The 22,539-nt window shown below is 62.5% G+C and carries 21 protein-coding genes and 3 tRNA genes; 13 read left to right on the top strand and 11 right to left on the bottom strand.

All coding sequences use genetic code 11. The annotated features are described in order from the left end of the window. Positions 1-129: 129 nt before the first annotated feature. From LVD12_RS05690 to LVD12_RS05640, 11 genes are all read left to right on the top strand, one after another. The gene (locus LVD12_RS05690; RefSeq protein ID WP_439651331.1) at positions 130-318 is read left to right on the top strand and encodes a phosphoglucose isomerase-related protein; all 189 of its coding nucleotides are present in this window, start codon (positions 130-132) and stop codon (positions 316-318) included. A gap of 75 nt (positions 319-393) precedes the next feature. After that, the gene (gene edd, locus LVD12_RS05685; protein ID WP_237066335.1) at positions 394-2,211 is read left to right on the top strand and encodes a phosphogluconate dehydratase; all 1,818 of its coding nucleotides are present in this window, start codon (positions 394-396) and stop codon (positions 2,209-2,211) included. A 74-nt stretch (positions 2,212-2,285) separates the two neighbouring features. Next, positions 2,286-3,746 carry a glucose-6-phosphate dehydrogenase gene (gene zwf, locus LVD12_RS05680; RefSeq protein ID WP_237066333.1) on the top strand — a complete coding sequence of 487 codons (1,461 nt, stop codon included), beginning with the start codon at positions 2,286-2,288 and terminating at the stop codon, positions 3,744-3,746. Between the two features lie 45 nt (positions 3,747-3,791). Then, positions 3,792-4,505: a 6-phosphogluconolactonase gene (gene pgl, locus LVD12_RS05675; protein WP_369413364.1), complete on the top strand. Its 714-nt coding sequence runs from the start codon at positions 3,792-3,794 to the stop codon at positions 4,503-4,505. Between the two features lie 73 nt (positions 4,506-4,578). Continuing rightward, positions 4,579-5,202 (top strand): bifunctional 4-hydroxy-2-oxoglutarate aldolase/2-dehydro-3-deoxy-phosphogluconate aldolase, encoded by a 624-nt coding sequence (locus LVD12_RS05670; RefSeq protein WP_237066332.1) that lies wholly within the window; start codon positions 4,579-4,581, stop codon positions 5,200-5,202. Between the two features lie 74 nt (positions 5,203-5,276). Further along, positions 5,277-6,311 carry a type I glyceraldehyde-3-phosphate dehydrogenase gene (gene gap, locus LVD12_RS05665; protein WP_237066330.1) on the top strand — a complete coding sequence of 345 codons (1,035 nt, stop codon included), beginning with the start codon at positions 5,277-5,279 and terminating at the stop codon, positions 6,309-6,311. Between the two features lie 91 nt (positions 6,312-6,402). Then, positions 6,403-7,842 carry a pyruvate kinase gene (pyk, locus tag LVD12_RS05660; protein ID WP_237066328.1) on the top strand — a complete coding sequence of 480 codons (1,440 nt, stop codon included), beginning with the start codon at positions 6,403-6,405 and terminating at the stop codon, positions 7,840-7,842. 212 nt (positions 7,843-8,054) lie between these two features. Continuing rightward, positions 8,055-8,411, top strand: a complete 357-nt coding sequence (locus LVD12_RS05655; RefSeq protein ID WP_237066325.1) for a hypothetical protein — start codon at positions 8,055-8,057, stop codon at positions 8,409-8,411. 121 nt (positions 8,412-8,532) lie between these two features. Then, on the top strand, positions 8,533-9,255 hold the full coding sequence (locus tag LVD12_RS05650) for a SapC family protein (protein WP_237066323.1): 723 nt from the start codon (positions 8,533-8,535) through the stop codon (positions 9,253-9,255). A 20-nt stretch (positions 9,256-9,275) separates the two neighbouring features. Next, positions 9,276-9,545, top strand: a complete 270-nt coding sequence (locus LVD12_RS05645; RefSeq protein WP_237066321.1) for a tryptophan 7-halogenase — start codon at positions 9,276-9,278, stop codon at positions 9,543-9,545. 4 nt (positions 9,546-9,549) lie between these two features. After that, the gene (locus LVD12_RS05640; protein WP_237066319.1) at positions 9,550-10,581 is read left to right on the top strand and encodes a sulfite exporter TauE/SafE family protein; all 1,032 of its coding nucleotides are present in this window, start codon (positions 9,550-9,552) and stop codon (positions 10,579-10,581) included. Positions 10,582-10,918: 337 nt separating this feature from the next. Here LVD12_RS05640 and LVD12_RS05635 read toward each other — a convergent pair. The 11 genes from LVD12_RS05635 to LVD12_RS05585 all read right to left on the bottom strand — a co-directional run bounded on the left by LVD12_RS05635 (position 10,919) and on the right by LVD12_RS05585 (position 19,799). Further along, a tRNA-Gln gene (locus LVD12_RS05635) sits at positions 10,919-10,993 on the bottom strand. Between the two features lie 37 nt (positions 10,994-11,030). Next, positions 11,031-11,107, bottom strand: a tRNA-Met gene (locus tag LVD12_RS05630). Between the two features lie 122 nt (positions 11,108-11,229). Continuing rightward, positions 11,230-12,144, bottom strand: coding sequence for a DMT family transporter (locus LVD12_RS05625; RefSeq protein ID WP_237066318.1), 915 nt, complete (start codon positions 12,142-12,144; stop codon positions 11,230-11,232). A gap of 74 nt (positions 12,145-12,218) precedes the next feature. Continuing rightward, complete coding sequence (gene ychF / locus LVD12_RS05620) at positions 12,219-13,310, bottom strand: redox-regulated ATPase YchF (protein ID WP_237066316.1); 1,092 nt, start codon at positions 13,308-13,310, stop codon at positions 12,219-12,221. 71 nt (positions 13,311-13,381) lie between these two features. Further along, a complete protein-coding gene (gene pth / locus LVD12_RS05615; protein WP_237066314.1) occupies positions 13,382-13,990 on the bottom strand; it encodes an aminoacyl-tRNA hydrolase in 609 nt (202 codons plus the stop codon). An 11-nt stretch (positions 13,991-14,001) separates the two neighbouring features. Beyond that, positions 14,002-14,640, bottom strand: a complete 639-nt coding sequence (locus LVD12_RS05610; RefSeq protein WP_237066312.1) for a 50S ribosomal protein L25/general stress protein Ctc — start codon at positions 14,638-14,640, stop codon at positions 14,002-14,004. A gap of 212 nt (positions 14,641-14,852) precedes the next feature. Then, positions 14,853-15,782 carry a ribose-phosphate pyrophosphokinase gene (locus LVD12_RS05605; protein ID WP_255771569.1) on the bottom strand — a complete coding sequence of 310 codons (930 nt, stop codon included), beginning with the start codon at positions 15,780-15,782 and terminating at the stop codon, positions 14,853-14,855. A 449-nt stretch (positions 15,783-16,231) separates the two neighbouring features. After that, positions 16,232-16,306 (bottom strand) — tRNA-Gln (locus LVD12_RS05600). A gap of 14 nt (positions 16,307-16,320) precedes the next feature. Beyond that, entirely contained in the window at positions 16,321-17,205 is an 885-nt protein-coding gene (ispE, locus tag LVD12_RS05595) for a 4-(cytidine 5'-diphospho)-2-C-methyl-D-erythritol kinase (RefSeq protein ID WP_237066308.1), read from the bottom strand. Between the two features lie 109 nt (positions 17,206-17,314). Further along, positions 17,315-17,959: a lipoprotein insertase outer membrane protein LolB gene (lolB, locus tag LVD12_RS05590; protein WP_237066306.1), complete on the bottom strand. Its 645-nt coding sequence runs from the start codon at positions 17,957-17,959 to the stop codon at positions 17,315-17,317. After that, the gene (locus LVD12_RS05585) at positions 17,943-19,799 is read right to left on the bottom strand and encodes a tetratricopeptide repeat protein (protein WP_237066305.1); all 1,857 of its coding nucleotides are present in this window, start codon (positions 19,797-19,799) and stop codon (positions 17,943-17,945) included. Before LVD12_RS05585 ends, lolB begins: the two co-directional genes overlap by 17 nt. A 321-nt stretch (positions 19,800-20,120) precedes the next feature. Here LVD12_RS05585 and hemA point away from each other — a divergent pair, with 321 nt between their 5' ends. Together hemA and prfA are read left to right on the top strand one after the other, a co-directional pair. Then, positions 20,121-21,392 carry a glutamyl-tRNA reductase gene (gene hemA, locus LVD12_RS05580; RefSeq protein ID WP_237066303.1) on the top strand — a complete coding sequence of 424 codons (1,272 nt, stop codon included), beginning with the start codon at positions 20,121-20,123 and terminating at the stop codon, positions 21,390-21,392. 58 nt (positions 21,393-21,450) lie between these two features. After that, positions 21,451-22,536, top strand: coding sequence for a peptide chain release factor 1 (gene prfA / locus LVD12_RS05575; protein WP_237066301.1), 1,086 nt, complete (start codon positions 21,451-21,453; stop codon positions 22,534-22,536). The last annotated feature ends 3 nt before the right edge of the window (positions 22,537-22,539 follow it).

Genomic DNA, 22,539 nt, shown 5'->3' with positions numbered 1-22,539 from the left:
GGTCAGCTGGGAATCAACGGTCAGCGTACCTTTTACCAGTGTCTGCACAGGGCCCGGCGGTGGTTCCGGCTCTGGCGCCGTTCAAGGTTCACCCGGGTAATCGGCCAAGCAACAGGATTCTTATAAAAACTGGAATCGCGACTCTTGGGTGCTCTGATCGTCCTGTATCAGCACAATATTTTTAGTCAGGGCGTGATTCTGCAGATTTATTTCTTCGGCCAGTGGGGCTTGGAACTGGGTGAAGGCCTCGCCGCGGCACTACAACCAAAGCTGGAGAGTGGTGATCTGCGCAGCGAGGATGCCCCACAGCCCGTCTGATCGAATACTGCCGGCGGGTCACTGCCGGTGCCGCCGAGGCGGAAACCACCGGATAAGCAAAAGAGTAAAAGGGTTATGGTCCACAGCAAGGTTCAAGCAGTTACGCAACGCATCGTCGAGCGCAGTGAGGAGACCCGCGGCGAGTACCTCGCCCAGGTAGAGCGCGCCCATGTCAGCGGGCGAGCCAGCAGTCATCTCTCCTGTGGCAACCTTGCCCATGCGATTGCTGCCTGCAGCGAGCGCGACAAGGACCTGATCGCCTCCGGGCGCGGGCCCAACCTGGCTATCGTCAATGCCTACAACGATATGTTGTCGGCGCATCAGCCCTATGGTGCCTATCCGGATTTGATCAAGAAGGCGGCGATCAGCAACGGCGCCTCGGCCCAGGTGGCTGGTGGTGTGCCCGCCATGTGTGACGGCGTGACCCAGGGGCGCGCCGGAATGGAACTCAGTCTTTTCTCCCGCGATGTGATCGCCATGTCGACCGCAATCGCTCTCTCCCACGATGTATTCGAGGGAGCTTTTTATCTCGGGATCTGTGACAAGATCGTCCCGGGCCTGGTGATCGGCGCGCTGGCGTTCGGACACCTGCCGGCGATGTTCGTGCCCGCAGGCCCCATGCCCACCGGCCTGTCCAATGCGGAAAAGGCGCGGGTGCGGCAACTGTATGCAGAGGGCAAGGTGGGCCGCAAGGAGCTGCTGGAAGCAGAGAGTGCCTCCTACCACAGCCCGGGTACCTGTACTTTCTACGGCACTGCCAACAGCAACCAGATGCTGGTGGAAATCATGGGTTTGCAATTGCCGGGCAGCTCCTTCGTGAACCCCGGTACTGAGTTGCGCCAGGCGCTGAACGATGCCGCCGTGAAACAGCTGGTGCAGATCACCGAGCCCAGCCAGTACACACCGATTGCGAAAATCCTCACCGAAAAGGCCTTCGTCAACGGCATCGTCGGCTTGCTTGCCACCGGCGGTTCCACCAATCACACCCTGCACCTGATCGCCATGGCCCGTGCGGCCGGTATCCAGATTACCTGGCAGGATATGGCGGAGCTGTCCGACGTGGTGCCGCTGATGTGTCACGTCTACCCGAATGGCACGGCGGATATCAACCACTTTGCCGCTGCCGGCGGTATGCAGTTCCTGATTCGGGAGCTGCTGGATGCCGGCCTGCTGCACAACGACGTCCACACCGTGCTCGGCGAATCCGGGCTCAAGCCTTACTGCCACGATCCGTTCCTGAGTGAAGACAAGGCCTCGGTGGTGTGGCGGCCCACCCTTGAGGAGACGGGCGACGCCAGCATCCTGCGCCCGGCCAGTGACCCTTTCTCCCAGCACGGCGGCCTGCAGCTGCTCGACGGCAACCTGGGGCGCAGTGTAATCAAGGTATCCGCACTCAAGTCTGACCAGCTCTACATCAAGGCACCGGCTGTGGTGTTCGAGAGCCAGGACGATTTGCTGGAACGGTTCAAGGCCGGCGAGCTGGAGAAAGATTTTGTCGCCGTGGTGCGTTTCCAGGGACCGCAGGCCATTGGCATGCCGGAACTGCACAAACTCACTCCCACCCTCGGCGTTCTCCAGGATCGCGGCTATAAGGTGGCGCTGGTGACGGACGGCCGCATGTCCGGCGCATCCGGCAAGGTACCGGCTGCGATCCACATGTCACCGGAAGCGGTCGAGGGCGGTGCAATCGCCCGGGTGCGCGATGGCGACGTTATCGAGCTGGATGCCAAGGCGGGCAAGCTGGTGGTACATGTGGATGATGCGGAACTGGCCGCGCGGCCGGCGGTGGAAGTGGACCTGAGCGCGCACTCCCGCGGTATGGGGCGCGAGCTGTTCAAGAACCTGCGCAGCCTCGCCACCGGTGCGGAGAGTGGGGCCAGTATTCTTTACTGAGTCGGTTACGGGACACGAAGAGCCCTGTTAATGACTGCACGGCGCCGGGCGTCGAAAAAGGACAGAGAGTATTTATGGTCAATCCCTTCGATATGGTTTTGTTTGGTGGCGGTGGCGATCTCGCCCTGCGCAAACTGATTCCGGCACTTTACCGGGCTCACCTGGAGGGCAGTCTCGAGGAAAGTTCACGTATCTTTCCAGTATGCCGTCGCCAGGAAGATGCGGATGCCTATCTGGAAACTGCCCGGAAGGCTCTGCAAACGCATTTGCGCGATGGTGAATACACCGAAGAGGGTTGGGACGAATTCCAGCAGCGCCTGCGTGCAGTGGCCCTGGATATTGCCGTTGCCGACGAACAGTGGGATCACCTCGGTGACCTGCTGGGCGGCGACAATGAACGCGCGCGGATTTTCTACCTGGCCATTCCGCCGGCAGTGTTCGGCGCCTGTTGTGAAAATCTGTCGGTCAAGGGCCTGATTCACGAGCAGTCCCGCGTCGTGGTGGAAAAACCCCTCGGTTATAACGCCAAGACCTCAGACGAGATCAACAGCAAGATTGCCACTTACTTTCCGGAAAAGGATATCTTCCGGATCGATCACTACCTGGGTAAGGAAACCGTCCAGAACCTGCTTGCGCTGCGGTTCAGCAATGTGCTGTTCGAGCACCTGTGGGATGCGCAGACCATCGACCATATCCAAATCAGCATTTCCGAGACGGTCGGTCTCGAGGGGCGCGCCGGCTTCTATAACGAAGCGGGTGCGCTGCGGGACATGGTGCAGAACCACCTGTTGCAGCTGTTGTGCCTGATCGCGATGGAATCCCCCAACAGCATGTCGGCCAAGAATATCCGCGCTGAAAAGATCAAGGTGCTGGAGGCGCTGCGCCCCCTTGTCGGTGTCGAGGTGGATGAAAACATCGTGCGCGGTCAGTACGTCGCTGGCGGTATCGGCGACCAGCTGGTGCCCGGTTACCTGGAGGAGCTGGACCAGGCGTCCAGTAATACCGAGACTTTCGTCGCCATCCGGGCCCACATCGACAACTGGCGCTGGGCGGGTGTGCCTTTCTATCTCCGTACCGGCAAGCGGATGGGCAAGCGCTGCGCGGAGATTGTGATCCAGTACAAAAAGGTTTCCCACAACGTCTACGACAGGTCCGCCGGTAAGGCAGTCCCTAACCGCCTTGTCATCCGCCTGCAGCCGGAAGAGAGCATCAAGCTGCTGTTGATGGCCAAGAAAATGGACAGCCTCGAGATGGAGCTGAAACCGGTTGAGCTGAACCTGACCCTGTCCGAGACCTACGACAGCATCCGCAGTGATGCCTACAAGCGGCTGATGCTGGATGCGGCGGCCAACAATCCGGCGCTGTTCATTCACCGCGACGAGGTGGCTGCAGCCTGGGCGTGGGTCGACCCGATTATCGAGCACTGGCGCGCAACCGGCGACCAGCCCTGCCTGTATCGGGCCGGTAGCTGGGGGCCGCAGGCGGCCGATGACCTGATGCGGCTGGATGGCCGCGAGTGGGTCAACGCCAGGTAATCTGCTGACGCAACGTCCAATAACTGCGAAATCGAGGCGAACGCCATGATGATTGAGGAAAAGTTTTTCCCCAACCGGGAGCGGCTGGTACAGGCATTGACCAATGACTGTGCCAGCAAGTTGCAGCAGGGCATCAGGGAAAATGGCCAGGCCAGTTTCCTGGTGTCCGGCGGCAGCACGCCGGAACCGGTTTACCGGGAGCTCTCCAAACGCCCTCTGCCGTGGTCAGATATCACCGTGGCGCTGGTGGATGAGCGCTGGGTAGAAAAAAACGAGAGCGGCAGCAACCACGCGTTTATCGAAAAGAGCCTGCTGCAAAATGTTGCTGCAGAGGCGCCTTTCCTCGGTATGAAAACTCCGCACGCATCGGCGGCGGAAGGTGAGGCGGACTGCGAACGGGCCTACAGCGAGCTTCCGCGTCCATTCGACGTCTGCATCCTGGGGATGGGCAGCGATGGCCACACCGCCTCATTGTTTCCCCACGCCGAGGGACTGGAAGCGGCCCTGGACGCCAGTGGTAGCCAGCTGTGCAAGGCCATTATCGCTCAACAGACCGAGGTAACCGGTAGTCACACCGAGCGGATGACGCTGACCCTTGCCGCCATCCTGCAGGCGCGGGATATCAAGCTGCTGATCACCGGCGAGGAAAAACTCAAGGTTTACCGACAGGCCCTTCTGGGCAGCGACGAACTGGAAATGCCGATTCGCAGCATTCTCAAGCAGGGGCTCAAGGCGGTAACCGTTTACTGGGCACCCTGACGCCAGGATGGTCAGGCCGAACTGAAATAACGAATGAGGGCGGGAAGCGCCCCGCAACAACTGGAAATCAATCATGCAGAAACAGCTTGCCGAAGTGCTTGCGCAGGCCGGCATCGTACCGGTGCTGGTGATCAACAGAGTCGAGGATGCACTGCCGCTGGCGCAGTCCCTGGTTGAGGGCGGCCTGAATGTGCTGGAGGTGACCCTGCGCACCGATGCGGCGCTGAAAGCAGTGGAGGAAATCGCAAAGCACCTGCCGGACGCCCATGTGGGTACCGGTACTGTGCTGAATGCTGCAGACCTACAGAGATCGGTCGATGCGGGCGCGACATTCATGGTCAGCCCGGGGGCGACAGAAGCGCTTCTGGATGCGGCAGAGGATCATCAGGTGCCGTTGTTGCCGGGTGCCGCAACCGCCTCGGAGGTGATGCGTCTGCTGGAGCGCGGTTACCGCTACCAGAAGTTTTTCCCGGCAGAGGCTGCCGGTGGTGTACCCATGCTCAAGTCCCTGGCCGGCCCCCTGTCTCAGGTGCAGTTCTGTCCCACCGGCGGCATCGGGCCGGGCAACGCAAAAGATTACCTGGCGTTGCCAAATGTGATCTGTGCCGGCGGTTCCTGGATGGCGTCGTCAAAGCTGGTGAAAGAGCAGCGCTGGGAAGAGATCACCCGGTTGGCCAGAGAGGCCTCGGCGCTCTGAATGATGCCGCGAGCCGGGTGCAGTAGCCGACCGCAGCAGCGACGAATAACGTTAAAAAATTTGAGGCAAACCCAATGAAACTGAAAATTGCTATCAACGGCTACGGCCGCATCGGCCGCAACGTCACCCGTGCGATTTACGAGTCCGGCTACAACGATCGGGTGCAGCTGGTGGCCATCAATGACCTGGCCCCGGTGGAGTCCAATGCCCACCTGACCCGCTTTGACACCATTCACGGTCGCTTCAATACGCCGGTGTCGGTGGAGGGGAATGACCTCCTGATCGGTGGTGACCGCGTCCGTGTGTGCCAGGAGCGCGACCCGGCACAGCTGCCCTGGGCCGAGCTGGAGGTGGATCTGGTATTGGAGTGCACCGGGCGTTTCACTACCAAAGAAAGTGCGTCTGCTCACATGCAGGCCGGTGCCAAGGCAGTGCTGATTTCTGCCCCATCCAAGGACGCCGACCTGACTGTGGTTTACGGCGTGAACGACGATAAGCTCACGGCGGAACACAAGGTAGTTTCCAATGCATCCTGTACCACCAATTGCCTGGCGCCGGTGGCCAAGGCCCTGCACCGCGCACTCGGTCTCGAGCGCGGCTTCATGACCACGGTGCACGCCTATACCAACGACCAGAACACCCAGGATGCGGTGCACGCGGACATCTACCGCGCCCGTGCCGCCGCCGATAATATGATTCCCACCAAGACCGGTGCAGCTGCCGCGGTCGGCCTGGTGTTGCCGGAACTGAAGGGGCGCCTGGACGGCATGGCCGTCCGCGTGCCGGTGAGCAATGTTTCCCTGGTGGATTGCCAGTTTGTTGCCGGGCGCGACACTACCGTTGAGGAGGTGAACGCCATCATGAAAGAGGCGGCGACCAACAGCCGCGGTGTGCTCACCTACTGTGACCAGCCGCTGGTGTCCGTGGACTTCAACCACACCACGGCTTCCAGCCATTTTGATGCGAACCACACCCGCGTCAACGGTAATCTGGTCAAGGTCATGGCCTGGTACGACAATGAGTGGGGCTTCTCCCATCGTATGCTGGATACCAGCCTGTCCATGGCCGAAGCGCTGCAGTTGCAGGAGCCGGTTGCAGAAACCGCCTGAGCAACAGCGAAAGAAAGCGAACTGGGTGGAGTGTCCGCCCGTGTGGGCGCCGCGTGCGCCCTGAACACAACTGAGAAGTAATTGCCTGTCTATGATCCGCCATACCAAAATTGTCGCCACCCTCGGCCCCGGCACTGACAAGCCCCGTGTCATCGAAGAGATGATTCGTGCGGGGGTGAACATTGTCCGCCTGAACTTTTCCCACGGCTCCGCCGAAGACCACCGGCGCCGAGTGGAAGCGGTACGTGAGGCGGCAACCGCGCAAAACAAACTGGTGGCCGTCCTCGGTGACCTGCAGGGGCCGAAGATCCGTATTGCCCGTTTTGCTGAGGGCAGTATCTGGCTGGAGAACAACAGCGAGTTCACCCTGGATGCGGACTGCCCGGCAGATGCCGGTGACGTTCACCGCGTCGGTGTGGACTATCCGACCCTGATCAGCGATTGCGAAGCCGGCGACATCCTTCTGCTCGACGACGGCAAGATCCGCCTCGAGGTGACGGGGACTACTCCGCAGAAGCTCTACTGCCGTGTCCTGCAGGGCGGCAAACTGTCCAACAACAAGGGCATCAACCTGCTCGGAGGGGGGCTCTCGGCTCCGGCACTGACGGAGAAGGACTACCGGGATATCAAGCTGGCCGCTGAGCTGGATGTCGATTTCCTCGCCGTGAGCTTTCCCCGCAGCGCGGAAGATCTGGAAACCGCGCGCCGTGCCATGGAAGCCGAGGGCAGCAAAGCGGCCATCGTCGCCAAGGTCGAGCGGGCGGAGGCCGTCGCGTCCGACGAGCAGATGGATGAAATCATCCTCGCCTCAGACGCGATCATGGTGGCCCGCGGCGACCTCGGTGTGGAGATCGGAGACCCGTCCCTGGTCGGTGTGCAGAAGAAGCTGATCAACCGCGCCAATGCCCTCAATCGCGGCGTCATTACGGCCACCCAGATGATGGAATCCATGATCACCAGCCCGACCCCGACCCGGGCGGAAGTGATGGACGTGGCCAACGCGGTGCTGGACGGCACCGATGCGGTGATGCTGTCGGCGGAAACCGCTGCAGGGGATTTCCCGGTGGCTGCTGTGGAAGCCATGAGTGAGGTGATCGTGGGCGCTGAGCGCTACCTGGGTAGCGTCAATCGTCCCGCCGGCCAGAGCAGGGCGTCCGATCGAATCGATACCGTCATCGCCCAGGCGGCCGTGGATGTTGCCGCGCGGGTGGAAAACCTGGTGGCGGTGGTGGCATTGACCGAGTCCGGCCGCACGCCGCGGATGATGTCCCGCGCCACCACCCACCTGCCGATCTATGCCCTGACCCGCCATCCAGCGGTTGCCCGCCAGCTGGTGCTGCTGCGTGGCGTCGAGCCGGTGGTGGACTTCGACCCGGCGGAGATTCCGCTGGGCCACCTGAGCGAGTCCATTGTCGAAGTGGTGGGATCGCGCATGGAGCTGAAGAAGGGCCAGCGGATCCTGATCACCCAGGGCGACCGCCTGAATGTGGGCGGCCAGACCAACGCCATGCGTATCAAGGAAATCGAATAACCTGCAGCCACCGCGCCCCATCGGGCGCGGTGGCTGATTCGCGGGGTAAAATCCCTCTATTTCCTGCCTCTTTTCCTCACCACTCTGAACGGGCGGACACAGCTTCCACCAATCCTCACTTCTCCGGTCTTCCAGTTGGAAGAAGGAGAGCGATAACTTGTATTGGACTGGTCTTCGCTGGGCTGGTTTTCACAATGCCCTCGTGAGCCCAGTTGCGGCGCCAGCGCTCCGACAACGTCTACGACCTGACTGGCTGCTGGCGACTACGGGAATGGCATCTCCCCTGCGCGCCTGGCCTACAGCTGGCGCAGCGAGTCCATGCTCCGCGAGCAGGATCTTACGGTAACCACCCGCACGGCGACTTCGGCAGCCTGGACTTCAGTGTCGTCTGGCAGGCGATGGACCCGGTGGGTGTGAAACTGGATGTGAACAACCTGCAGGGCAAAGAGTCAGCCCGGCCGGGGAACAACGCTGAACCGACGTCCGGATCTGGTTTCACTGCCGGTTTTCCGCTGAACGAGTACGAAACCGCTCGCCGGGTCAATCTTGGCGTGTCCGCCAGGTTCTGAGGTAAGCTGGCCGGGCCCTGAACCAGAGGAAAAAGGGAAGTTTTTGCTTCCCTTTTTCCGTTTGAAAAATATACTGGGGCGGCCAAATTAACAGAATAACCAACGAACGTAATGGTGTTGTATGACCACTGAACAGACTCCCAAGATCGCTCCTCTGCACAAAGAGGCCCACGGCAAGCTGAAAATCCGTGAACTGGGCAGCTTTGAGCACGTGAAGAACGCGCACATGGTGCCTGTGACGGCCCACGAGTTCACCCGCCTGGGAGCCGAGTACCCGATCGTTTTTGTCAAGAATTCTGAAACCGGCCAGTTCCAGTCAGTCGCACTGCTGGGCCTGAAAGTCGGTGAGAACCTGTTTGTCGATGGTGACAAGTGGCAGGGTACTTTCGTGCCCGGCAGTGTCCGTAACCACCCCTTCGTGCTGGCGCCCGCGGGCGAGAACAAAGATCAGCTGATGGTGGGTATCATCGAGAACAGCTCGCTGGTGAGCGAAGAAGAGGGCAACCCCCTGTTCACCGCTGAGGGTGAGGAATCCGATTACCTGAAGGCCAAGAAAGAAACTCTGGTGAACTTCCTCGAAAGTGACCAGATGACCAAGGCCTTCGTTAATGTTCTGGTTGATAAGGAGCTGTTGACCGCTCAGTCCGTCACCGTCAATGCGGGCGAAGAGAAGATCAACCTGAACGGTCTGTACATCGTCGACGAGAAGAAGCTGAATGAGCTCGGTGAGGAAGACTTCGCCGATTTCCGCAAGCGCGGCTTCCTGCCGGCTCTGTACGCGCAGCTGGGCTCTCTGCACCAGCTTTCCAAGCTGGCCAAGATGCAGGCCACTGCAGCCGCCTGAAGCGGCGTGCAAACCGGCTGATGGCCAATGCGGTGACATCCGGTCGCATCGGGCATGTCCTGATGATGGGCGGTGTCACCGCTGGCTGGCCGACCGCCATTCACCTGAAGCACAGCTTCAGCCTCTGTGCGAAGAGTTCTCTCATACACGTAACCGAGAGCCCTAAAGAGGCCATCATCGGTGTCGGCGAGGCCACAGTGCACAGTATTTACTCCTTTTTTGCGGTCATGTGGCGACAGGCTTTCCTGTGCACCCTGCATCCGACGCCCGCGCGCGGATGGTCGAGGTGAGCTGATGGCCGTGCTCAAGCACCTGCGACTCTGGTTGGCCGGCCTTGTGGTGTTCTACGCCGCGTGGCTGCTACTGGCCTTCGGGCTGGATTACTGGGCGTTGGCTAAAGCCCACTGGCCCATGGCGTTGTCGATGGCTATCGGCAGCTACGCCGCCGGGTCCACCCCTATGGGCGGCGGCACTGTCGGGTTTCCCGTGCTGGTGCTGCTGTTCGATATGCCCGCCAGCCTTGGCCGGGATTTCAGTTTTGCGGTGCAGTCCATCGGTATGGTGAGCGCCAGCCTGTTTATTCTGGCCCGTCGGCAGACACTGGCCTGGCCAATGCTGCGGGGCGCCATGCTCGGCTCCCTGTTCGGTACCCCTCTCGGCATCCTTTTTGTGGCCCCGGCGATGCCGGATCTCTGGATCAAGCTGGTCTTTGCGGTGCTCTGGGGAAGTTTCGGCATCCTGCACCTGTACCGCCTCAATGAAATCACCGCCCACAATGCCTGCCCCCACAGTGAGCCACGGCGGGACTTTCGCCTTGGCCTGTGGCTCGGTGCCGCCGCCGGTGTGTCCGCGGTGGCGACCACGGGGGTGGGCATCGATATGCTGATCTACGCAGTACTGGTGCTGATGTGCCGTGTGGATCTGAAAGTCGCGATCCCCACCTCGGTGGTCATCATGGCGTTCAGCTCTGTGATTGGTGTGGCGGTGAAGAGCCTTTCCGGGGACTGGCATCCTCAGGTATTTGGCAACTGGATGGCGGCGGCACCGGTAGTGGCCCTGGGGGCGCCCCTGGGGGTATTTGTGGTGGCCCTGATCGGTCGCAAGCCCACATTGCTGGTCGTCGCCTGCCTCTGTGTCGTGCAGCTGCTGTGGACCTGTTACGTGGAGTGGCAGGCCATCGGCCCGGCTGGTGCCGTGCTCGTTGCTGCTGCGGTGCTGCTGGGGCTGCTGGGCTTCGAATGGCTGCGGGCCATCGGCCGGCGGCGGCCGCGTCCGCAAGCAGCTCCCGCGACCTCCCTGAATGGTGTCCAGCCTCAGGCAACCTGAGGCTGGCCGAGGTCCGGATCTTCCCCGGGTCCTGCTCCCAATTCTCCGTCTCTGTCCATCGTGGGCTGACTGGTTTCCGCTGGTCGGCTGCTCGGGCTCTGCTGGCTTAGCCGTGGCACATAAGGAAATGGCTGGGGGTGCCGGTTGAGCATCGCCCCGTCAGACTCGCTGATCCCTTCAGTTTCATTTCACTGAATAGCTTTAAGGGGGAGCTTCTGGATCAGGGAGGAAAATGACTGGGGTGGTAGGATGAGCGTCGCCCTGTCGGGCTCGCTGATCCCTTCAGTTTCATTTCACTGAATAGCTTTAAGGGGAGCTTCTGGGTCAGGGAAGAAAATGGCTGGGGTGGTAGGATTCGAACCTACGCATGACGGGATCAAAACCCGCTGCCTTACCGCTTGGCTACACCCCAGTAAAGGCGCTGCGAGAAGCCTCTCGCAGGAGGAAAATGGTAGCAAGGGGGAGACTTGAACTCCCGACCTCAGCATTATGAGTGCTGCGCTCTAACCAGCTGAGCTACCTTGCCACTGACGTTCTCGGCTAACCGAGGGCGCGAATTATGGGACTCCGGGATGGGGCTGTCAACCCCCTTTTTTGCTGAATTTTCAGTGAGTTAGCGCAATTGTCCGCACGCGCCATCGCGCGCTGCTAGCGCCCCCTGCCGATGGCCGCAAACAGTGAGCCGCTGGCCACTGCTGCGGCGCCCAGCCAGCTGATCCAGTTCATCGGCTCCACTTCAATATAGCCCGGCCACGCAGCACCGATCAGTGTTCCCATGCCCAGGGTGAGCAGGGGCACCAGAGCCAGGGTAGCGCTGACCCGGGAGGCCTCCCAGTGGGCAAGGGCCTTGGTGAAGGCACCGTAGGCGATCAGGGTATTGGCGGTCAGGAAGACCAGCAGGCCCCAGCCGAGCCAGTCGAGCTCCAGGGCCGAAAGCGGATCCGCCATGGGCAGGAAACACAGGGTGCCGGCGATATAAATCAGCACCAGCAGATCCTGGGGCTTGGCCCGGCCAAGAATCTTCTTCTGGAAAAAACCGTACACGGCCCAGCCCACTGCCGCCACCACGATCAGGCCGAGCCCCAGCAGGTAGCTGTTGTTGGCACCACTGACCAGTTCCGTCAGCCGCTGGTTGAAGAATAACGGCAGGCCGGCCACCACCATGGCGACCCCGAGCCATTGCCGTGACGAGAAGTGCTCACCCAGCCAGATAACGCTGGAGGTCAACAGCAGCAGGGGCGCCAGCTGGATGACGATCTGCGCGGCGCCGGCGGTGATGAAGTGCAGGCCGGACGCGTAGGTCAGGTAATTCGTCAGCAGGCCAACCACGGCGATGATGGTCAGCGGCAGCATGCCCCGCTCGAACAGCTGGCGCAGGTTCAGCTGGCGGGTCCATCCATAGTAAGTGCCGGCCAGCACAGCAGCGCCGACAAAGCGGTACCAGGTAGCGGTGCTGGCGCTCATGGAGTCCAGCAGCCCCTTGAGGGCAATGGGAAGCAGTGCCCACATGAATGCGGTGACCAGGGCCAGCGGCAGGCCGATTTTCCAGTTGGAAGGATGCATGGTGACGATCTGTGGGTTGGGGCGGGGTGGTCGCGCCCCTCGGATGAGGGGCGCAGGGTGCCATCGAAGCGGGATCAGACGTTGAAGCGGAAGTGAATCACATCGCCGTCTGCCACTACGTATTCCTTGCCCTCGAGGCGCCATTTGCCCGCTTCCTTGGCACCGGCCTCGCCATTGTTGGCGACGAAGTCGGCATAGCTCACGACTTCGGCGCGGATAAAGCCCTTCTCAAAATCCGTGTGGATCTTGCCGGCGGCCTGCGGTGCAGTGGCACCCAGCGGAATGGTCCAGGCGCGTACTTCCTTGACGCCGGCAGTGAAATAGGTGTGCAGGCCCAGCAACTGGTAGCCGGCGCGGATCACCCGGTTCAGGCCCGGCTCTTCCATGCCCAGCTCCTCCAGGAATTCCTGCTTTTCCTCATCGTCCAGCTCGGCGATTTCTGACTCGAGCTTGTTGCAGATGGGTACCAGCACCGCGTTTTCCTCGGCGGCGATGGCGGCCACCGCATCCAGGTGCGGGTTGTTCTCGAACCCGTCTTCATCGACGTTGGCGATGTACATGGTGGGTTTGATGGTGAGCAGGCTCAGTTCGCGCAGGGCCGCCAGTTCGTCTTCGCTGAGGCCGAATGAGCGCAGCGGTTTGGCCTCGTCCAGGTGCGGCTGGATCTTTTCCAGCAGCGCCTTCATCTTGATGGCGTGCTTGTCCTGTCCCTTGGCGGCGCGGGTGTAGCGCTGCAGGGCCTTTTCCACGGTATCCAGGTCGGCCAGGGCCAGTTCGGTATTGATCACCTCGATGTCGGCAACCGGGTGTACCTTGTTGGCCACGTGGATCACGTTGTCATCCTCGAAGCAGCGCACCACGTGGGCGATGGCATCGGTCTCACGGATGTTGGCCAGGAACTTGTTGCCCAGGCCCTCGCCCTTGGAGGCCCCGGCCACCAGGCCGGCAATATCGGTGAACTCCATGGTGGTGGGGATCACTTTCTGCGGCTTGACGATTTCAGCCAGCTTGTCGAGACGGGGATCCGGCACCGGTACCACGCCGGCATTGGGCTCGATGGTACAGAACGGGAAGTTCTCTGCATCGATGCCTGCCTTGGTCAGGGCGTTGAACAGGGTGGATTTGCCCACATTGGGCAGGCCGACGATTCCGCAAGTAAAACCCATGGTGTTCTTTCCGTTGCGAGTGGCGCTCTGGCGCCGGTTGATTCGGGGTGCACCGTCGTGGCGCCGCAGGCTTACTTGGCCGCGGTCGCCGCTGTGTGCAGTGTTTTCATGGCTGCGCCCCAGTCGCCTTCAGCAGCGATGGGCATCACGTCGACAGCGCGGTCGATCGCTTCAGCCAGTTGTTCCTGCTCGTTGCGGGGGGCGCGCTGCAGTACGAAGTTGACGACTTCGCGGGCGCTGCCTGGGTGCCCGATGCCGAGCCGGAGCCGCATGAAATCCCGGTTGTTGCCGAGCGCGGAGATGATGTCCCGCAGGCCGTTGTGACCGCCATGGCCGCCGCTGGCCTTCAGCCGTGCGGTGCCCGGGGGCAGGTCGAGTTCGTCGTGAGCCACGAGAATGGCTTCGGCGGGAATCTTGAAAAAGTTCGCCAGCGGGGCAACTGCCTGGCCGCTGCGATTCATGTAGGTGGTGGGGATCAGCAGGCGCACATCCTGGCCACCGATCCGTACCCGGCCGGTAAGGCCGCGGTACTTGCTGTCGGACGCGAGCTGGGCGCCGTGGCGGCGCGCCAGCTCGGTGACAAAGTCGGCACCGGCGTTGTGGCGAGTCCGGTCGTATTCGGGGCCGGGGTTGCCCAGGCCCACGATCAGCTGGATCGGTGTATCCGGTGCCTTGGCCAAAATATTGACCCTTACTCTTCGCCGCCTTCAGCAGCTTCGCCTTCTTCACCTTCCGCTTCGGCTTCGATGGCGCCGCGCGGCTTGTGAACGGAGGCTACGACCAGGTCGTGGTCTGCACCGTGGGCCAGGTCCACAGACTCAACGCCGGCCGGCAGCTTGATGTCGGAGATGTGTACGGTGCCGTCGAGCTCCAGGTCCGCCAGGTCTACCTCAATGAATTCGGGCAGCTTGGAGGCCGGGGCGCTGATTTCCAGCTCGGTCAGGGTGTGGGAAACGATACCGCCGGCTTTCACGCCCTTGCACTTGTCTTCGTTCAGGAAGTGCACCGGCACTTTCAGGTGTACTTTGGTGTTGGCGGATACGCGCTGAAAGTCAGCGTGCAGCAGCTGCTGCTTGGCCGGGTGACGCTGCAGATCACGCAGGATCACTTTCTCTTCTTTGCCTTCGATATCGAGGGTCAGGACGGAGGAGAAGAAGGTTTCATCTTCCAGCGCCTTGAACATCTCCTTGCTCAGCAGGGAGATGGAAGCCGGCTTGGCCTTGCCACCGTATACGACGGCAGGTACTCGGCCTTCCTCACGACGCAGGCGGCGGCTCGCACCTTTCCCTTCGTCGCTGCGGACGTTGGCGTTCAGTTTGAAATCAGACATGGGGTAAACCTCGGGTTGTCTGCCCAGAGTGACCTGCGACCGGACCACTCTGGCATTGCTGTAAATCGGGCAACGGGGTTCCGATTACCCAATAGTAAACGCCCGGCAGTGCCGGGCGGGCGCGTATTCTAAGGGAATCGCCGGCAAAGCGCTACAAAATCTGCAGCGGGTCAGCCGGCAGGAGCGACCGGCAGGCGGCCGGTCACCGGGGATCAGCGGAACATCGCTGACAGGGATTCCTCGTTGCTGATCCGGCGCACGGACTCTGCCAGCATGGCGGACAGGGTGAGCTGGCGGATCTTGGGAGCCTGCTCCATCTTGTCGCCGAGCGGGATGGAGTCGGTGACCACCAGTTCATCCAGCACGGAGTTGTTGAGATTGTCGATGGCGTTGCCGGACAGGACCGGGTGGGTACAGTAGGCCACTACCTTCATGGCGCCGTGTTCCTTCAGCGCGTTGGCGGCATTGCACAGGGTGCCGGCAGTATCGACCATGTCGTCCACCAGCAGGCAAGTGCGACCACTGACTTCACCGATGATATTCATGACTTCCGCCACGTTGGCGGCCGGGCGCCGCTTGTCGATGATCGCCAGGTCGCAGTCCAGGCTCTTGGCCACGGCGCGGGCGCGCACCACGCCACCGATATCAGGGGACACTACCACCAGGTTCTCGTAGCTCTGGCGCTCGATATCGTCCAGCAGTACGGAGGAGCCGTAGACGTTGTCCACCGGTACATCGAAGAAGCCCTGGATCTGCTCGGCGTGCAGGTCGACGGTCAGTACGCGGTCGATCCCCACGCTCACCATCATGTCCGCCACCACCTTGGCGGAAATGGGTACACGCTGGGACCTTACGCGGCGATCCTGGCGGGCGTAGCCGAAATAGGGCACCACGGCTGTAATGCGGCCGGCGGAGGCGCGGCGCAGGGCATCAACGAGCAGGATCAGTTCCATCAGGTTGCGATTGGTGGGCTGGCAGGTGGACTGCACCACGAACACGTCGCGGCCGCGGACGTTATCGGTGATTTCCACGGCAATTTCGCCGTCGGAGAAGCGCTTGACCACCGCCTCGCCGAGCGGGATTGCCATGTGGTCAACAATCTTCTGCGCCAGTTCCGGGTTGGCGTTGCCGGTAAAGACCATTAAGTCAGCCACTGCGAATACCTTTGGTTCTGTTGAGTTCCTGGGGACGTGAAAAGTGTAGATGCCTGTCTGTGAGTAAGCTTGTAGCGCGCGATTGCGTCACCTTTTGCTGTGGCGGCACAGGCGGCCGCGAAGGGGGCGGGTAATTACCCGGTTCATAATCTGTTGCGGCCCAGTGATGGCCGCTTCCGGCCCGATTGGGCTGGATCGTTTCCCTTACCCGGGAGAGGGTGGGGACGAGAAAAATGGCTGGGGTGGTAGGATTAGCGTCGCCTAGCGGCTCGCTGGTCTCCGGCGGCCCCGGCCGGTGGACTCGCACTTCGTGCTCGGGGCTGCGCCCCGCCGTCCGTTTACTTCTACTCCGGCGCCCAAACTCGCTTCGCAAGTTTGTCGGCTCGAACCTGTCGAGTTGCGGAGATCCGATCTGCATTAACGCAGTCAGCGAAATATGGCTGGGGTGGTAGGATTCGAACCTACGCATGACGGGATCAAAACCCGCTGCCTTACCGCTTGGCTACACCCCAGTAAATTCTTTGTTTCACTCCCGGCTGGCGGAAATGGTTTTCGCGAGCGCCTTGTGGGTTGGCGATCTGTCGACGCCTGCGGCGATGAAGCCGCGCCATCCCGCTGGCCTCTGCTCGAAGACTCTTTGCGCTTCCGCTTCAGAGTGGAAGGCGGCAAAAACGCAGGCGCCGGTGCCGGTCAGCTGTGCGTCGGCATGCTGCTGCAGCCACTCCCGAGCGACCCGGATCTCCGGGTAGAGCTCCTCGACCAGCGGCTGGCAATCATTGCCAGCGTGCTTTCGCAGCCATTCGCTGTCCAGCACCCTGTCGCGAAGGTGCGCTAATTTAATTGCCGGGGAATCTCTTGTCAAACGCGGGTGGCGGAATATCGCCGCGGTGCTGACATGGCATTCGGGAACCAGTATCAGGTAGTGACGGGGCCCGGTCTGCACCGGGACCAGGTGCTCGCCGATACCCTCTGCCAGAGCCGTGTGGCCGGCGACGAACACCGGCACATCCGCGCCCAGCTGTCGTCCCAGGGATGCGAGCTCGCTGAGGGACAGGTGGCATTGCCACAGATGGTTCAGGCCCAGCAGCGCGGTGGCCGCATCGCTGCTGCCGCCGCCGATACCGCCGCCCGCGGGGAGTTTCTTTTCCAGGCGAATATGAGCGCCCCTTTGTGTGCCGCTAATGTCCTGGAGCAATCTGGCCGCGCGGAAAATCAGGTTGTCCTGCTGCGGCACATCCAGCCCGGGCGCTTCGACAGACAGCTCACTATCATCGCGAAGTTCAAACTGGAGCGAATCGCCGAAATCGAGCAGCTGAAACAGGGTCTGCAGTTCGTGATAACCATCGGGGCGGCGGCCAAGAATGCGCAGGAACAGGTTCAGTTTGGCAGGGGCGGGTAATTCCAGGGGCATGCTTCAACGCTTCTGCGGCGACGTGGTTGGGCCGCAATGATAGCGGCCCGCAGCGGTCGGCGCACGGCACGGGCGCCCTTCCTGTTATTGGCCGGGAAAGCCGGCAGGGTCAGAGCAGCCACTCCTTGATCACCAGGGTCACCCTGACCGGGCCGCTGGCCTGGCGGGTTTCCGCCTTGATGCGTGTGGGCAGTACATAGGCACCGACATTCTGGTAGCCGCTGAAATTCAGCTGCCAGCCGGCCTGTTGCAGTGACTGCAGCAGCCCCTGCGTGTTACGCCGTTCGCCGGATGCCTGGCCTGGCGCGGGTAAGCCCCGAACCCAGTAAAACATCTCGTCCACCGGCAGCGGCCAGCCCAGGGTCATTGCGGTCAGCTGGGAGGGGTTGGCGGCATGGGTGGTGGGCTCGTCGCCACGTTGCAGGCTGACTCCCCCCGGTGAGCCGCTGATCACGGTGGCGCCGGCGCCGAGTGGGCCGCTCAGGTGGATGCGGTAGTTGGGCTGTGACTGCTGTAGCCAGGTGAGATTGGCACTGCCGTTGTCATTGGGGGAGCGGACACCCAGTTTGCCCTTGATGGTCCACTGCTGCAGTTGCATGACTGGCTGCTCGGGAGCCACGGGTGGTTGCCGGGTCTGGCTGGTGCAGGCCGAGAGCAGAGCCAGCAGACAAAGGCCGAGTAGCCGCAATACGGGGCGGTGAAACCCGGCTGCGGGCCGGTGGACGAACACGGGGCGGTCAGTGATCGGAAACATGTTGCTCCATGGGGTTCTTGTCCTTGAGCCTGTCGATGGCCGCCGGGATGATCTCACTCTCGGGGTTGATCTCGAGTCCCTGTTGCCAGACCTGCATGGCACGCTCACGGTTACCCTGCATCCACAGGACCTCGCCGAGGTGGGCGGCAATTTCGTGGTCTGGCAATTTTTCCAGTGCCTGCTCGAGGTAGCGCACGGCCTCGGCGTGATTGCCGAGACGGTACTGCACCCAGCCCATGCTGTCGATGATGGCGGGGTCATCCGGCTTCAGTTCGAGTGCTCGGGTAATGAGTTCCAGGGCTTCCTGCAGGCGGCTGTCGTCATCGAGCAGCTTGTAACCGAGCGCATTGAGCAGCGTGGCGTTGTCCGGGTCGCGGGCCAGTAACTGGCGCACCCCCTGCTCGAAGGCCGCAGTATTGCCTAGCTGCTCGTGAATGAGTGACTGCACATAGATAAGGCGGCCGCTGTCCGGATGCTGCCCCAGGGCCTGGTCGAGCAAAGTCAGGGCCTGGGCGGGCTGGTCATACTTGCGCAGCAGGTTCGCCTCCATCACGTAAAAGTGCTCTGACTGGTCCGGGTGCCGCTGGCGCAATTGGGTGAACCACTGCTGGTTTTCCCCGGGTTTGCCCACAGCGGCGAGCAACTCTGTGCCGCGGGTAATGGCCTGCATGTAATCGTTACCCGGTTCCACCTGACGGTAGTGTGCCGCGGCACGGAGTGGGTCGCGGGCTTGCTGGGCGATGGTGCCCAGATAGAAATGGGCGGCAGACTCATGCTGCTCCAGTTCCAGCAGGCGCTGCAGCAGCGGCTCGGCAGCAGCGAAGTCCTCGCTCTCCATGCGGATCAGGGCCAGGGACAGGATCAGGTTGCCATCGGCCGGGCGTTGCTGGACCAGGGTGGTGAACTGTTCCTGCGCCTGATCCAGGTCCCTGTTCACCAGCAGGCGGGCATACTGCAGCCGGATTCGCGTTTCGCGGGGGTAGGTGGCCACCATCTGTTCCAGCAGGGCGACGGCATCGTCCTCCCGCTTCATGTCCACCAGCAGGTGGGACTTCAGCAGCGGGGCGTCCAGCAGCTGCGGGTGCTGTTCTTCCACCCGGCGGACGATGGCCAGTGCTTCCGGGTAGTTCCCGGCGGCGCGCAGCATCATCGCCAGTGCCAGAGCCGCCTCGCCATTGTCGGGGGCTTTCTCGGCCAGGCGCCGGAACTCCGGTGTGATGCGCTTGACCAGTTCCGGGTTGGACACGGCGGTGGCGGCGAGTGACTGCAGGGGTGCATCCCCGCCCAGCTCCATGGCCTTTTCCGCGTGGACGAGGGCCTGATCCAGTTCCCCGGCCAGGGTCAGCTCGGCGGTGGCAGTGAGCTGGGCCTCCGCCTCATCCGGTTCCAGCTCGGCCCACAGCTGCGCGGAGCGCAGTGCTGCGCGGCGGGCATTGAGGAAGCGGGCGATACGGGTGGCGCGGGCCGCAACCCCCGCATCCCGCGTGCTCTGCGCCTGGTGATAATAATTGGCCAGGGCTACGTCGAACTGCTCGCGGTTGCCCGCCACTTCGGCCACCAGCAGGGTATACAGGGTCTCGACCGGGAAGGGGCGCGCGGGGCTGGTGGGTACGGCCGGCGCCGGAGGCTGCGGAGTCGGGGCCCTGGCTGTCTCGCCATCGCCGCGATCTTGCGCGCTGGCCTCGGGAATGCCGGCAGGCGCTTCTGTGGCGGTCGGGGCCGTCCCGGTATCCGGTTGCTGCTGGGCGCAGGAGGAGGCCAGCAGGCCGCCGAGGAGCACAATGGCTGCGGTCAGGCGTGGCAAGTGCCGGGAGTGGTGGACGGGTAGAGCAGGTCGCATAGGGGTGTCCGTTCTTTATGGCCGCACCTTTCCCGGTGCGATGTGAAGACAGGGCCGCGGGCAGGTTTATGGCTGTGGGGCTGGCGTCTGGCGCCTCTCCTTTGCCCGTGCGGAGCCGCTCTGTAATTCTAGACGCGATTTTGCCGCTGAGGCCCCGCCGGGGAGGTCGGAGCTGCCACAGCGTGCGCATCCGGATGGCCGGTTCTCCGCGGCGCCGCTTGCAAGGCGGGCGGTCCGCCGGGAAAATGCGCCCCCCGGAGTCCCGCAATCGCGCGCCTCCCGGCCTGATTCCGAGACTGCCAGTAATATCGACGGGAGCCTATGCCAATCCTCGCCCTGGGTATCAACCATGACAGTGCACCGATCGAGGTGCGCGAGCGGGTGGCATTTGCCCCGGAAACCATGTCCGGCGCCCTGGGCGATGCGCGTCAGGCACTGCAGTGTCCCGAGCTGGCGATCCTTTCCACCTGCAACCGCACCGAGATCTACGGCGAGGTGACCCGCGAACGCCTGTTGCGCTGGCTCGCCGACTACCACCGGGTGCCGCTGGAGCAGCTGGCCGGCTGTTCCTACAGCTACAGCGGTGAAGAGGCGGTGCGCCACATGATGCGGGTCGCCTGTGGCCTGGATTCCCTGGTATTGGGGGAGCCGCAGATCCTCGGCCAGATCAAGTCCGCCTACGCAGTGGCGCGGGAATCCGGTGCGGTAGGCAGCCTGCTGCACAGTGTGTTCCAGCAGGTGTTTGCCGTCGCCAAGCGCGTGCGCACGGAGACAGCGATAGGCGAGAATCCGGTCTCCGTGGCCTATGCGGCGGTGTCGCTGGCGTCGCGGATTTTCACTGATCTGGGCAAGCAGACGGCATTACTGATCGGGGCCGGCGAGACCATCGAGCTGGTTGCCCGGCACCTGCGGGAGCAGGGGGTCAGCAAGCTGATCGTGGCCAACCGTACCCTGAACCGCGCCGAGCAGCTGGCGGCGGATTTCGGTGCCGAGCCGATCCTGCTGGCAGATATTCCCGATTACCTGGCGCGTGCGGACATCGTCATCAGTTCCACTGCCAGCCAGCTGCCGATCCTCGGCAAGGGTGCGGTCGAAACGGCGCTCAAGGCCCGCCGGCACAGTCCCATGTTCATGGTGGATATCGCCGTGCCGCGGGATATCGAGCCGCAGGTGAACCAGCTGGACGATGTCTACCTCTACACGGTGGATGACCTGCGCGGCGTGATTGACGAGGGACGTCGCTCGCGGGAAAAGGCTGCCGAGGCCGCCCATGAAATCGTCGAGCAGGCGGCGGCGGAATTCATGCGCCAGCACCGCGCACTCGAGGCCGTGGATACCATCCGCAACTTCCGCCAGCGCGCCCAGTCCATCGGTGAGGCCGAGCTGGCGCGGGCCCTGCAGCAGCTCGACAAGGGTGGCGACCCCCGGCGCCTGCTGGAGCAGCTGGCCCGTTCCCTGACCAACAAATTGATACACGCCCCCACCGTCAGCCTCAGGCGGGTGACCGCCGAGGGCGACGCGGAGCGCCTGCGCCTGGCCCGCGAGATCGTCGGCCTCGATCCCGAGAGCGGCGATCGCGAGTCGCAGGACTGACAGGCGCCGACGGCGCCGCGCCCGGCATGGCCGGGTCACTATTGAGAAAACAGAGCGAATGAAAGAGTCGGTACGCAACAAGCTGGAACATCTCGTGGACCGCCATGAAGAGGTGTCTGCCCTGCTGGGGGACGCCGAGATCATCAGCGACCAGGAGCAGTTCCGCGACCTGTCCCGTGAATACGCCGAGCTGGAAGAAGTGGTTAAGTGCTACAACCGCTATCGTCAGCTGCAGGAGGATATGACTGCGGCCCGCGAGATGCTCGAGGAGAGCGACCCGGAAATGCGTGAAATGGCCAGGGAGGAAATCTCCGCGGCCGAGGCGCAGGTGGAACCGCTGGAGCGGGAGCTGCAGACATTGCTGCTGCCCAGGGACCCCAACGACCGCAAGAACGTTTTCCTGGAAATTCGCGCCGGCACCGGTGGTGACGAGGCGGCGATCTTTTCCGGCGACCTGTTCCGCATGTACTCCCGCTATGCCGAGCGTCAGGGTTGGCGGGTGGAGATCATCAGTGAGAACCCCGGGGAGCACGGCGGTTACAAGGAGATCATCACCCGGGTCGCAGGTGAGGATGTCTATGCCAAGCTCAAGTTCGAGTCTGGTGCCCACCGGGTACAGCGGGTGCCGGAGACCGAGTCCCAGGGCCGTATCCACACCTCCGCCTGCACGGTAGCGGTGATGCCGGAGCCCGATGAGCGCGAGGCGGTGGACATCAACAAGGCGGACCTGCGCATCGATACCTATCGCGCCTCCGGTGCCGGTGGCCAGCATGTGAACAAGACCGACTCGGCGGTGCGCCTCACCCATATTCCCACGGGTATCGTGGTGGAGTGCCAGGACGAGCGCTCCCAGCACAAGAACCGGGCCAAGGCCATGGCGCTACTGCAGGCGAAACTGTCCAGCGAACAGGAGGCCGCCGCGGCGAAGGAAATTTCCGACGCGCGCCGCAACCTGGTCGGCAGTGGCGACCGCTCCGAGCGTATCCGCACTTACAACTACCCTCAGGGCCGCGTGACCGATCACCGCATCGGGCTGACGCTCTACAAGCTCGATGAAATCATGCAGGGCGCCCTCGAGGAGGTGATCGATCCGCTGCGCACCGAGCACCAGGCGGACCAGCTCGCGGCCCTGGGCCAGGGCTGATCG

Source organism: Microbulbifer guangxiensis (genome assembly GCF_021729075.1).
Classification (GTDB): Bacteria; Pseudomonadota; Gammaproteobacteria; order Pseudomonadales; family Cellvibrionaceae; genus Microbulbifer; species Microbulbifer guangxiensis.
Note: the sequence above shows the minus strand (reverse complement) of the source record. Positions and strands in the feature narration are given on the sequence as shown.

What these genes read in the sequence shown, in the direction of transcription:
- pgl (WP_369413364.1), top strand. Translation starts at nt 3,792, where the DNA reads ATGATGATTGAGGAAAAGTTTTTCCCCAACCGGGAGCGGCTGGTACAG.
- ispE (WP_237066308.1), bottom strand. Translation starts at nt 17,205, where the DNA reads ATGCCCCTGGAATTACCCGCCCCTGCCAAACTGAACCTGTTCCTGCGC.
- prfA (WP_237066301.1), top strand. Translation starts at nt 21,451, where the DNA reads ATGAAAGAGTCGGTACGCAACAAGCTGGAACATCTCGTGGACCGCCAT.
- hemA (WP_237066303.1), top strand. Translation starts at nt 20,121, where the DNA reads ATGCCAATCCTCGCCCTGGGTATCAACCATGACAGTGCACCGATCGAG.
- pyk (WP_237066328.1), top strand. Translation starts at nt 6,403, where the DNA reads ATGATCCGCCATACCAAAATTGTCGCCACCCTCGGCCCCGGCACTGAC.
- LVD12_RS05640 (WP_237066319.1), top strand. Translation starts at nt 9,550, where the DNA reads ATGGCCGTGCTCAAGCACCTGCGACTCTGGTTGGCCGGCCTTGTGGTG.
- LVD12_RS05610 (WP_237066312.1), bottom strand. Translation starts at nt 14,640, where the DNA reads ATGTCTGATTTCAAACTGAACGCCAACGTCCGCAGCGACGAAGGGAAA.
- LVD12_RS05650 (WP_237066323.1), top strand. Translation starts at nt 8,533, where the DNA reads ATGACCACTGAACAGACTCCCAAGATCGCTCCTCTGCACAAAGAGGCC.
- zwf (WP_237066333.1), top strand. Translation starts at nt 2,286, where the DNA reads ATGGTCAATCCCTTCGATATGGTTTTGTTTGGTGGCGGTGGCGATCTC.
- LVD12_RS05670 (WP_237066332.1), top strand. Translation starts at nt 4,579, where the DNA reads ATGCAGAAACAGCTTGCCGAAGTGCTTGCGCAGGCCGGCATCGTACCG.
- lolB (WP_237066306.1), bottom strand. Translation starts at nt 17,959, where the DNA reads ATGTTTCCGATCACTGACCGCCCCGTGTTCGTCCACCGGCCCGCAGCC.
- LVD12_RS05585 (WP_237066305.1), bottom strand. Translation starts at nt 19,799, where the DNA reads ATGCGACCTGCTCTACCCGTCCACCACTCCCGGCACTTGCCACGCCTG.
- LVD12_RS05605 (WP_255771569.1), bottom strand. Translation starts at nt 15,782, where the DNA reads ATGGTCTTTACCGGCAACGCCAACCCGGAACTGGCGCAGAAGATTGTT.
- LVD12_RS05645 (WP_237066321.1), top strand. Translation starts at nt 9,276, where the DNA reads ATGGCCAATGCGGTGACATCCGGTCGCATCGGGCATGTCCTGATGATG.
- LVD12_RS05625 (WP_237066318.1), bottom strand. Translation starts at nt 12,144, where the DNA reads ATGCATCCTTCCAACTGGAAAATCGGCCTGCCGCTGGCCCTGGTCACC.
- gap (WP_237066330.1), top strand. Translation starts at nt 5,277, where the DNA reads ATGAAACTGAAAATTGCTATCAACGGCTACGGCCGCATCGGCCGCAAC.
- ychF (WP_237066316.1), bottom strand. Translation starts at nt 13,310, where the DNA reads ATGGGTTTTACTTGCGGAATCGTCGGCCTGCCCAATGTGGGCAAATCC.
- edd (WP_237066335.1), top strand. Translation starts at nt 394, where the DNA reads ATGGTCCACAGCAAGGTTCAAGCAGTTACGCAACGCATCGTCGAGCGC.